The sequence below is a fragment of the Bradyrhizobium sp. Mp27 genome, assembly GCF_029953005.1.
GTDB classification, from domain to species: domain Bacteria; phylum Pseudomonadota; class Alphaproteobacteria; order Rhizobiales; family Xanthobacteraceae; genus Bradyrhizobium; species Bradyrhizobium barranii.
In genome coordinates this window covers 1-9,586 of the sequence record NZ_JASAUS010000210.1, presented here as the reverse complement: position 1 = coordinate 9,586, position 9,586 = coordinate 1, and the positions used below count along the sequence as shown (strand labels likewise).

Here is a 9,586-nt window from a genome sequence, read left to right as displayed (position 1 = left end):
CAACCTCGGCTTCCATGACTCGATGGAAGCCACTGTGGACCCTTATCCCGGGGTCCCGATTGGATGCCGATCACCCCGAAAACGGGGTCCTTATTCCATGCCGAAACACAAACAACTACGTGCAGAACGTCCTAACAGCTGCGCGGGAGCTCCAGCAGATCAATAATCAGGTCACCTCGTTGCAGAACGAGGCGCAGATGCTGATCAATCAGGCGAAGAACCTAGCAAACCTGCCGTACTCGTCGCTGCAGCAACTGCAATCCTCGATCCAGCGGACTCAGCAATTACTGGCCCAGGCCCAGCGCATCGCCTATGACGTCCAGCAGATCGATCGCGCGTTTTCGACGAGCTATGCGCCAGCTACAGTCAGCCAGTCGAACCAGTTGCTGATCTTCAAAGCCCAAACACGTTGGCAGAATTCCTATGCCGCAACGCAAGACGCGCTGCGAGTTCAGGCGGGCATCGTTGGCAATCTCGACACCAATCGCATCCAGACGTCCGCGCTCGTAGCGTCTAGCCAAGGCGCAAGCGGTGCTCTGCAGGCAACCCAAGCTGGCAATCAGATTCTCGCGCTGAACGCGCAGCAACTCGCCGACCTCACCGCTGTCGTGACGGCGCAGGGCAGGGCGCAGAGCCTCGAAGCGGCTCAGCGCGGCTCGGCTCAGGATCAAGGACGAGAGCAACTCAGGCGATTCCTGACGCCAGGAGAGGGCTATCAATCCTTCAACGTGCAGATGTTCCACTGATGACCGAGCTAAAGGCATTCAAGGCGCTATCGCTGCTTACGACAATCGGCCTAGTGGCCGTCGCTGCCTGCACGATTCAGCTTCGTGGCGGAGACGGTCCTGCTCCACCACCGAAGGCCGAGCAGACGACAGAAGCAACCAGCTCTGACCTCGCGCGCTGCCGCAGCGTCACTGCGGAGGAAGCCGCGGGTTATCATCACTGCAAGCAAGTTTGGGCCGAAAACCGCCGTCGCTTTTTTGGCAAGAAAGACGGTGCCACATTACCTGGCCACGACGATTCCGCTGCCGGCGTGGCGCTCGCTCCAAAGGATCCAAGCCGGATCCCGCAGGGATATCCGAACCTGGTGACACCTGAGGCAAGCAAGCCATGACTGGTACGGGGATCATTGACCAGTTCCTGGAAACGTTCACGCGTTACATCGACAGCGGCTTTGGGCTGCTGGGGAGCGATGTCGGATATCTCGCAACGACCCTTGGTGCGATCGACATTACGCTCGCAGCGTTGTTCTGGAGTTGGGGAACTGATGAGGACATCACCGCGCGTCTCGTCAAGAAGACGCTCTTCGTAGGGGTCTTCGCCTACCTCATCGGTAACTGGAACAGTCTGGCGCGCATCGTCTTCGAGAGCTTTGCCGGTCTTGGCCTGAAAGCATCAGGCGCAAGCCTCTCCGCATCGGATTTCTTGAGACCTGGAAAGATCGCTCAAGTCGGACTTGATGCCGGCCGACCGCTCCTCGATTCGATCTCCAACCTGATGGGCTACATCAGCTTTTTCGAAAATTTCGTCCAGATCGTCGTTCTCCTGTTCGCGTGGGTCGTGGTGCTGCTCGCCTTCTTCATTTTGGCGATCCAGCTCTTCGTCACCCTGATCGAGTTCAAGCTCACGACACTGGCCGGCTTCGTGCTCATTCCCTTTGGCTTGTTTGGCAAGACCACCTTCGCGGCGGAGCGCGTTCTGGGCAACGTCATATCTTCCGGCATTAAGATCCTGGTCCTGGCCGTCATCGTCGGCATCGGCTCCACCCTGTTTTCGCAGTTCACCGCAGGTTTCGGCGGTGTACAGCCAACCATCGAAAACGCGATGACGCTGGTGCTCGCGGCGCTTTCCTTGCTGGGCCTCGGTATCTTCGGTCCGGGTATCGCAAACGGCCTGGTGTCGGGCGGCCCCCAACTCGGCGCCGGAGCCACGATTGGAACAGGCCTTGCTGCTGGCGGCATTGTTGCGGCTGGCGCGGGACTTGCCGCTGGCGGTGCCGGTCTCGCTGGTGGTGCGATTGCAGGCGGCGCGCGCGGTGGCGGCGCTGTCATCAGCGGAGCAACAGCCGCCTATCGAAGCGGCGGCCTTGCCGGCGTCGCGGAGGCTGGCGCTTCGGCTGCGACGAGTCCTTTGCGTCGAGCAGCGGCTGCCTTCGGAGGTAGCCAAGCGGGCGAGCAGGGCGCGAGCGCGCCGGCTGAAGGGCAGCCTGATTGGGCTCGCCGCATGAAGCGTGCTCAGACCATCCGGCATGGTGCCTCGGCCGCTGGCCACGCCGTCCGCTCGGGCGATCATGGTGGTAGCGGTTCCTCCGTCGATTTGTCCGAGGGAGAACGTTGAGACGCACCCTGCATCTCCGCCGCACACACAGCGCCTCAAACCATTCCATCGCACGACTTGAAACCGATCACTTGATATCAGGGGCAACCATCGATGTTCAAACGGCCATCAGTTCACTACGGGCGCATGCCCGAGCCGATTACGCCTTATCAAAAGGCCGCGCAGGTTTGGGACGAACGCATTGGATCAGCGCGCGTGCAAGCCAAGAGCTGGCGCCTGATGGCTTTTGGCTGCCTGACGCTGTCAGCCGGTCTCGCAGGTGGCCTTGTCTGGCAATCGAGTCAGGGCTCGATCACGCCGTGGGTGGTCGAAGTCGATCATCTCGGTCAGGCTCAGCGGATTGCGCCGGCCAACATTGAATATCAGCCCACTGATGCGCAGATCGCCTATCATCTGGCACGCTTTATCGAGGATGTCAGAGGCCTACCGGCAGACGGGATCGTTCTGCGCCAAAACTGGCTGCGGGCCTATGATTTTACGACTGATCGCGGCGCCGCTGCGCTCAACGACTACGCGCGCAGCAACGACCCCTTTGCCAAGCTGGGTAAGGCGCAAATCTCTGTCGAGGTCTCGAGCGTCATTCGTGCGTCGTCGGAAAGCTTTCGGGTCGCATGGACCCAGCGCATCTACGACAATGGGGCGTTGAACTCGACCGAGCGCTGGACTGCAATTCTTACAATCGTGATCGAGACGCCGCGCGAAGCCGAGCGCCTACGCAAGAATCCTCTTGGCGTCTATGTCCGCGCCATCAACTGGTCAAAGGAGTTGGGTCAGTGACCAAGACGCCGTCTGACATTCATTCGAAATGTTCCATTCAGCAAAACAGGCTCAATTCGACTTGGCCCGGGTTCGTGAGCGCGAAGCGTGCACTTCTGTCCGCTCTTATGCTTTGCTCGTCCGTGCTCGGTGGGTGCGCGACATACATTCCGCCGGAGATCAGCTATGACACTGAAGTTCCTCCGCTGCCGGCGACGCCCGTGGCTCTCGACGACAGATTGCGACCGCTTCACGTTCCGCCGCTCTGGAAGCCGGCTCTCGGAGGCAAGTCGGCCGGGAAGGAAGAGGCCGAACCGGTGAGCCGGGTTGAGATGGCAAACAATGCGGCCAGGGTCGAACCGCGCAAGCGGGGGTATTTCAATGCTGCGCAAATCTACGCCTACAGTCCCGGGGCGCTCTATCAGATTTACGCCGCGCCGGGGCAGATCACAGATATCGCGCTCGAGGAGGGAGAACAGTTGACGGGATCAGGGCCGATCGCGGCCGGAGATACTGTACGCTGGGTCGTGGGCGATACCGAGAGCGGCAGCGGCGATACACGGCGCGTCCATGTCTTGGTCAAGCCGACCCGAGCTTCGATCGAAACCAACCTAGTGGTCAACACTGACCGGCGCACCTACCTGATCGAACTCCGATCCCGCGAACGGCCATACATGCCGTCTGTTGCCTGGTACTATCCTGAAACCGCACGGGAACGATGGCGTCCGGTCGCTCTGAAACCCGCTCTTCCGAACCCGGCGCAGCGCATCTCCCGCTATGCCATCGAAGGGGACAGTCCTCCCTGGCGACCGCTCGCCGCATATGACGATGGCCGCAAGGTCTATGTCGAATTCCCGCAAGGCATCGTGCAGGGCGAGATGCCTCCGCTCTTTGTCATCGGTCCAGACGGCAAGACCGAACTCGTCAACTATCGCGCTGACGGCAATGTATTGATCGTCGATCGGCTGTTTGCTGCCGCCGAACTGCGGCTTGGTGGTGAGCACCAGAAGAAGGTCAGGATTGTCAGAACCGGCGGGAGGCCGTCGTCATGAACTCTCGGAATGTAAACGAGCAAGCTATTCCGCCGGAGACACAAGTGGAGCCATCCGAGAGCTTCCGCTTGAGAGCAGAGCACACGCGCGTGACGCGGTTGTCGCGGAAGGTCTTGGCCGGCGGGAGCGCGGTTGCCCTGCTTGTCATCGGCGGAGCGGTGCTGTGGTCGCTGCAGAACAATCGCTCCCGCAATCAAGCGGCCGATGAGCTTTACAGTACCGACCACCACAATGTTGCCGACGGTATTACGACGCTGCCGAAGGACTATGCTGGCGTTCCGCGCCAGCCAATCCCGCAGCTTGGTCCGCCGCTTCCCGGCGACCTCGGTCGACCAATACTTGCTGCTCAAGGCCAGTCGCCGACGATCGGCACTGATCCAGACCAGCAGCGCCGGGATCAAGAGACTGAGGCAGCCCGCATCAGCCATTTGTTCGCTGCGACCAATGAAGGAGCGCGTCCGCCCACCGCTGCGGCGGTTGGAGGCGACCGCCTCGCATCACCAAGCGCAACGAGCACTGGCGAGGATAGATCTGCGCAAAACGGCCAGGACCGCAAGCTTGCCTTCGTGAATGCCTCCGTGGACCGTCGCATGGTAAGCCCTGACCGTGTCATCAGGCCCGCTTCACCATACATCGTGCAGGCCGGGACGGTGATTCCAGGGGCGCTGATCACCGGGATCCGATCGGACCTGCCAGGCCAAATTACCGCGCAGGTAACCGAGAATGTTTTTGACACGCCGACCGGTCGCTTTCTGCTCGTGCCTCAGGGAGCGCGTCTAATCGGCATCTACGACAGCCAGGTCACTTTCGGCCAGTCTCGCGTTCTGCTCGTCTGGACCCGGCTAATCATGCCGAATGGACGTTCTATAGTTCTCGAGCGGCAGCCTGGCGCTGACACCGCTGGCTATGCTGGCCTAGAAGACCAGGTGGACAATCACTGGGGCGAACTCTTCAAGGCTGCGGCACTATCGACGTTTCTCGCCGTCGGAACGGAACTGGGTGCCGGCTCGGACACTAACAGCAACGACAGCGCAATTATCCAGGCGTTGCGTCACGGCGCCTCGGACTCTCTAAACCAAACTGGACAGCAGGTAGTTCGGCGCGGTCTCAATATCCAGCCCACGCTGACGGTACGTCCTGGCTTCCCGATCCGCGTGATCGTGAATCGCGATCTGATCCTTCAGCCTTACGCGAGGTAGATGTTGTGTCGAAGTTGAAAATTGCTGCCGTTCCAGATGACAAACCGGTAAAGATCACTGCGGAGCTACCCGCAAGCGTACATCGCGATCTGCTTGCTTATGCGGATTTACTATCCGCCCAAAGTGGACAGATGGTTGACCCAGCGAAGCTTATCTCGCCCATGCTCTTCAAGTTCATGGCAACCGACCGCGGCTTCCTGAAGTCGCGGCGGCAGACTCGGCGGCTCGTAGAGAACGGATAGAGCTTCGCTAGATGACGTCATGGTCCCGGTCGCATCATCGTATGGCCAGTGTTGAAAAATGAGCTTCAGGCGACTGGCGGTAGTCGGGCCCTCTTCGTCGCGGCTCTATCATTCATGGCACAAAAACGGTCATATTCGTTGGATCAGATGAAAGACGAAACGCGTAGCTTAATCGCCAACGCCGCTGTAACAGCTCGGATCTTAGACTGGCCACCCGCAACAAGGTCTGGTACGGCGCATCGGCGCCGACGAAGTCGATAAGCGATTGGAGCGTCTCGCCGACATCCTCGTCGACTGCGTTGCCCACGGCGCCTCAGTCAGCTTTTTTGCCAGCGCTATCTCGACGACGTGCGTTGGCGTATTTGCGTAGCTTCGCAGCTCTTGGGCCGTCAGCGGGCAGCCGGCCGGGGCGACTTGCCGCTGAGCTAGGGCAACGGCTGTTCCTTCAGGTCGCCGTCGATCATGCGTTCGATGGTGGCTTCGTCGCAGCGCCGGTAATGTGGGTAGGCGCGCAGCATGTCGCTTCAGCGCGCCAGCGAACCGGCCGCGTACAAACCCGTGGCTTTCGATGCGGGTCACGGTGGTCTTGCCGCCCCGATAAGGCCCTTGAGGCCGATAACGATCATGGATAGAGGCTCCGATTGGGAGCCATACGGTCTCAATTGGTATAGATGCTTTCGAGCGTGTTTCGGTCGCACTTGGCGCCGCCCGATGACGAACGGACGAAGACATCAATTTCAGGCTCAAAAATAGCCGACCGGATTTTTTTCCTGAGCAGGCCCACCCCTGGGTTCCACGCCGATCCGAGAACAGAAAGTGCCTTTTGAAATTTTATATCTAGCAAAGTCGAGTGGTCGCGGGTCACCCGCGTAGGGGGGCCCGGAAGGACCCGCCGCTGCAAGAAGTTCGAGACCCGCGAAGGGGTAGAGATGCACTTCGTCGGACCGAGGGGGGACGCCATCTTTCCCAATGAAGACGCCATCGTGCACCTCAACTGCGGATCATGCTCGAACAGAACGAGGAATGCGCCGTCCAGCACGCCCGTTTCACGACGCTGGAAACAATCGCACCGTTCAGCGATGATCCAAGAGTCAGCCTTGCGGCTAACGCCCTCCGCTTGATCGGCGAGCTGCCCAAAGTCTTGTTGCCGTTCTTAACTCGGGCGGCTTCATGACGGCAGGACATCCCTGCTCGCCATCCGCGTTGTGACGAAATGCTGCGGCTGGCCAACGCTGTAGGGTGCGCTCGGTCTTTTTTCCTTGCGGCAGCTGAAACAGAAATATGGGGAGAAAGCGGCGCCCCTGGCGCCGCCTGATCGTTCTGGAGCACTAGGCACTGAACTCGCTTGGTCTTCAAGTTTGACCAACAGTTTCTCGATTAAGTGTGTATGACCACCAATGCTGGTAGGTCTCCCGAGGCCGCCTTGTCGCTAAAGTCCCGCTGTACCCTGAGGCGACGGGCCTCACGGGAAAGCCGGGTGGCTAGCCTTGTGCTTCCCGAGGCTGACTACTGTGCCAGCGGCGCTTGATAGGGACAGCGCCTTCCTTCCTCCATGGGAGGTGCCGAGTCATGTCGCTCCTGGCTCGCCGGCGAAGCGGATGCGGCAGAGATAGCGCATTTGTCCACCCTCCCCGGATGGATATGGGCGCCGAGCCGCATCCGCTGCTTTCCGTTCGCTTTGCGCCTCGCTGATGGGCCTGATGGAGCTTGGTAACGCATTTTGAGAAACGGGCACAATCGTCTTCAATACGACAAACCAACGTGGAGCTTGACCAACTGAACGCCACGGGCGTTTAGCGCGGAGCGGTTGCCGCTGATCGCAAGCGCGCCGAATGGCTATTGTCTGAGGCGTAAACGTCGTAATTGCTCTCAACTGCCAGCGGCCACATAGGCCGCCTTTCGTTGTAAATTGCTGCGCAGGTCTGTCAGCTTTCGGTAAGCCAGGCTCGATAAAGAATCGTTGGGTTTAACGGGAGCGTGGCAGGGACAGCGCATGAGCTGAAGGACCACCATGTGCTGAGTTACGCTTCCGTTAAGCTCATTGCAGTGCGGATGCGGCAGGGTTAGTGCCTCATGATGCCCCAGGCCGTCAGGCGCCGAACCGCGTTCGCACTGCTTCCAACTCACGAGTTAGTTCTCGTTTTTTGGCGGTTTCACTCGGTCCGCTGGCGATAAGCTCCCGATCAGCTTCTTGCCGCCGCTTGAAGCTGAGTTTGGAGCAGGTTAGCTGCAGGGACAGAGCGCTGCCCCTGTGTGTCCGCGGGGAGATAAGCGCCGAGCCAAGTTCTGCTAAGTTCAACTGGCGGGCGGGTAGGGACAGCGCCTGCTCCAGCGCAACCAAACGGCACCGGGTCGCGCCCGCACTGCTTCCGATCAATCATCAGCAATACTTTGGAAGGGAAGAAGACTGCGTGGCTGAATCCCCTCCACCCTTATCTTCGTGCCATTCTCTCCGCCAGGCGTGCCGACGAGCGACGCCGGCAGCGTCGCCCATTTTTCAACGAGGTACTCCTCATCGCGGTCTACGAGGGTCTCGGATAACTTTCCAGCGGCTTTCTATCGTGCTCCGCCTAGATTGACTCTGCCCACATACTTGCGTCGCTCATGTGCGATTGGCATGTTTTCTTGTTCATGCAACGTGCATGTGTCTGGTCGTGCTGGTGTCTCCAATTCAAGGCAAAAACTAGCTTAGAGAGTCGCCGACGAGGAGGGGAGCCACCGATTTTGGTAGGTGCCCCTTGGTACTTCTCGAAGATACAACTTTGTAGCCCTTGAGAATTGGAGCCTCTTGGGAGCAAAGGTGGCCAGCCCCAGTCTTTGCGACCGGGTTGGCCACCAGCGCTCGCGACATCATGCCCACAGGGCAGCTACAGGCCAACGAATGCATATATTCGAGCGGCATATTACGTCCTTGCGGCCGCAAGCGCTTGCGGTGCTTGCAGCCAATCGGGTCCGCGCCCCCCATCGGTCTCTGGGACTATCAGATCGCAGGGCGGCCACATTTAACGTCGACGAAGTTCTGGCGATGCTGGCCATACTCGATTGCGTGGAACCCAACCTGCGGCCGAAAAGCGCGACAGATCGCTGCGCGCATACGCGCGCTTCTAGAGGGGCCGCATGGGGGGGCAACCAGCTCGGGTAGGATGTCTGTGAGACCATGAGGTGTGAGCTTTCAGTAGGTTGTCCATCCGGTCCTGAACGAGGAAGCAACCTGCCGAAGCTTTAGCCTACCCCTTAAGGATCGGATGAACGCCCCCAAGAATGCGCCATTGACGCCGAAAGGCCATGGCGCCAATCTTGATCGAGGCTGGCCTGACGAAGGCTGCAGTGCGCTGCAACTCGCCGTTTTCGGCGAGGACGGTCGCCAAGTTTAAGCGTTCGGCGAGGAAGGAGTGGATGGACCGTGATCGCTCCACAAGACCTCTTTTATCCAAGCCAAATCCTGCCTTCCCATGCGCAGAAGCCGGAACGTTGGGACGACAGCGCCACAGGTCAAACAGATCTCAATCGAGGCCGGTAGTGTCGCCGGCGACCTTCAGCCCTATCCGGCGCCGGCTGGGATTAAACCGATTGCGCAACCTGGGCCCGGCTGAGCCGGAGCGACGCTATGAACGTGAGCATTCCGGCGGACCCGATCCGGGTCGGTATCAAAAAGCTCGGCAAGGTGACCATATAGGCCAGCGGTTAATGGACCGGACAGGACAGAGCAGCCTGCGGGGGAGGACTGCCGAGACGGACGCCTCGGTCTCAAGCACATCGGTACAAAACTCTATAGGAGCTCTTTACCGATCAATCGGCTCAGAAATACAATCTGTTGCATGCCGCCTTATGCTCACCTCGGTGGATTTAACACTGGAAAAAATCGATGCATCAAAAGTGCGCTGTAGCGAGCTATGGCTGATTTTGGGTGACGCGGCCTGATCAGGCGGCGTGGCTTTCAGTGTTCGGAATGACTTCGATTCCGTCGATGAACTTTACACCGGCGATGACTTTCGGC

At 59.6% G+C, this 9,586-nt stretch carries 8 protein-coding genes and 1 pseudogene; 8 read left to right on the top strand and 1 reads right to left on the bottom strand.

What is annotated here, in order from left to right:
• Window positions 1-14: 14 nt before the first annotated feature.
• The 7 genes from trbJ (at window position 15) to QJT78_RS45140 (ending at window position 5,589) form a co-directional block, all read left to right on the top strand.
• Complete coding sequence (gene trbJ, locus QJT78_RS45170) at window positions 15-746, top strand: P-type conjugative transfer protein TrbJ (protein WP_281460651.1); 732 nt, start codon at window positions 15-17, stop codon at window positions 744-746.
• Window positions 746-1,117, top strand: a complete 372-nt coding sequence (trbK-alt, locus tag QJT78_RS45165; protein WP_080586783.1) for a putative entry exclusion protein TrbK-alt — start codon at window positions 746-748, stop codon at window positions 1,115-1,117. Before trbJ ends, trbK-alt begins: the two co-directional genes overlap by 1 nt.
• Window positions 1,114-2,340, top strand: coding sequence for a P-type conjugative transfer protein TrbL (trbL, locus tag QJT78_RS45160; protein WP_038945010.1), 1,227 nt, complete (start codon window positions 1,114-1,116; stop codon window positions 2,338-2,340). The genes trbK-alt and trbL overlap by 4 nt, the downstream gene beginning before the upstream one ends.
• Window positions 2,341-2,433: 93 nt before the next feature.
• Window positions 2,434-3,117, top strand: a complete 684-nt coding sequence (gene trbF / locus QJT78_RS45155; RefSeq protein WP_028144224.1) for a conjugal transfer protein TrbF — start codon at window positions 2,434-2,436, stop codon at window positions 3,115-3,117.
• Complete coding sequence (gene trbG, locus QJT78_RS45150) at window positions 3,114-4,148, top strand: P-type conjugative transfer protein TrbG (protein ID WP_038945009.1); 1,035 nt, start codon at window positions 3,114-3,116, stop codon at window positions 4,146-4,148. The genes trbF and trbG overlap by 4 nt, the downstream gene beginning before the upstream one ends.
• A complete protein-coding gene (locus QJT78_RS45145; RefSeq protein ID WP_011084435.1) occupies window positions 4,145-5,347 on the top strand; it encodes a TrbI/VirB10 family protein in 1,203 nt (400 codons plus the stop codon). Before trbG ends, QJT78_RS45145 begins: the two co-directional genes overlap by 4 nt.
• 5 nt (window positions 5,348-5,352) lie before the next feature.
• Window positions 5,353-5,589, top strand: coding sequence for a DUF2274 domain-containing protein (locus QJT78_RS45140; protein WP_011084436.1), 237 nt, complete (start codon window positions 5,353-5,355; stop codon window positions 5,587-5,589).
• Window positions 5,590-5,701: 112 nt separating this feature from the next.
• Here QJT78_RS45140 and QJT78_RS45135 read toward each other — a convergent pair whose 3' ends face one another.
• Window positions 5,702-5,896: a hypothetical protein gene (locus tag QJT78_RS45135; RefSeq protein ID WP_162131539.1), complete on the bottom strand. Its 195-nt coding sequence runs from the start codon at window positions 5,894-5,896 to the stop codon at window positions 5,702-5,704.
• 652 nt (window positions 5,897-6,548) lie between these two features.
• Between QJT78_RS45135 and QJT78_RS45130 the strand changes: the two are divergent.
• A pseudogene (locus QJT78_RS45130) lies at window positions 6,549-6,688 on the top strand (IS256 family transposase); the annotation flags it as partial.
• Window positions 6,689-9,586 lie beyond the last annotated feature (2,898 nt).

What these genes read in the sequence shown, in the direction of transcription:
- trbL (WP_038945010.1), top strand. Translation starts at nt 1,114, where the DNA reads ATGACTGGTACGGGGATCATTGACCAGTTCCTGGAAACGTTCACGCGT.
- trbK-alt (WP_080586783.1), top strand. Translation starts at nt 746, where the DNA reads ATGACCGAGCTAAAGGCATTCAAGGCGCTATCGCTGCTTACGACAATC.
- trbF (WP_028144224.1), top strand. Translation starts at nt 2,434, where the DNA reads ATGTTCAAACGGCCATCAGTTCACTACGGGCGCATGCCCGAGCCGATT.
- trbJ (WP_281460651.1), top strand. Translation starts at nt 15, where the DNA reads ATGACTCGATGGAAGCCACTGTGGACCCTTATCCCGGGGTCCCGATTG.
- QJT78_RS45145 (WP_011084435.1), top strand. Translation starts at nt 4,145, where the DNA reads ATGAACTCTCGGAATGTAAACGAGCAAGCTATTCCGCCGGAGACACAA.